Consider the following 1,009-nt stretch of genomic DNA (forward strand, 5'->3'; position numbering starts at 1 on the left):
CTCTCCTCTCGCCTTTGTTTGTCCCTTTCCTTCCTCCTCTCCCTTTCTTCTCTTCTTTCCTCTTTTCTCCCTTCCTTTTCTCTCTTTTTTCTTCTCTCTCCTCTCTCCCCCCCTCCTTTTCCCCCTCCCTTCCCCTTCCTCTCTTTCCTCTCTTTCTCTCTTCTTTCCTTCCTCTCTTTTCTTTTTCCCCTTTCTCTCTCCCTCTTCTCTTTTTTCTTCTCTTCCTTTTTTTCTTTCTTCTTCCTTCTTCTTTCCTCCTCTTCTTTTTCTTTTCCTCTCTCCCTTTTCCCCCTTTCTTCCCCTTCTTTTTTTCTCTCTCTTCTTTCTTCTTTCTTTCTTTTCTCTTTTCTCCCTTTTTTCTTTCCTTCCTTCCCCTTTCCTCCCTTTCTCTTCTCTTTCCCTTTTTTCTTTTTCTTTTCCTTTTTTTCTTTCCCCTCCTCTCTCTTCCCCTTCTCCCTTCTCTCCTCTTCCTTTCTCCTCCTCTCTCTCTCTCTTTTCTTTCTCTCTTTCTTCCTCTCCTTCCTCCTCCCCTTCCTCCCCCTCCCCCTCTCTTTCCTCTTCCTCCCCTCTTTCCTCCTCTTTTTCTCCTTCCCTTCTCCCTCCCTTTTCCCTTCTCTTTCTTTTCTTTCCTCCCTCTTTTTTCTCTCCTTCTTTTCTCCCCTTCCCCCTTTCTCTCTCTTTCTCTCCTCCCTTTTTCTTCCTCTCTCCCTCCTCCTCCTTTTTTTCCCTCTTTCTCTCCCCTCCTCTTTTTCCCCCCTCTTCCCCTCCTTTCTCCCTTTTTCTTTCTTTTTTCTCCTCCTCCCCTCTCTCTCTTCTCCCCCTCTCCTCTCCCCCTCTCCCTCTCTCCCTCTCTTCTTCCTTCTTCTTCTTTCCCCCCCCCCCCCCTCCCTCCCTTTCCTCCCCCCCCTCTCTTTCTCGCTTCATCCCTCTGTTCCTCCTTCTCATCTCCCGTCATCCCCTTTCCTTTTCCCCTCTCCTTCTCTTTCTCCCCCTCTCGTCCTTCTTTTTC

General features: G+C 48.2%; 1 protein-coding gene. It reads right to left on the minus strand.

Annotation, left to right across the window (positions count from 1 at the left end; genetic code table 11):
- A partial coding sequence (locus CYP28_RS10850) for a hypothetical protein (protein WP_103592888.1) occupies positions 1–924 on the minus strand: 924 nt, incomplete at its 3' end.
- Between the last annotated feature and the right edge of the window lie 85 nt (positions 925–1,009).

The sequence above is a fragment of the Campylobacter concisus genome (assembly GCF_002914195.1).
Lineage (GTDB): Bacteria > Campylobacterota > Campylobacteria > Campylobacterales > Campylobacteraceae > Campylobacter_A > Campylobacter_A concisus_M.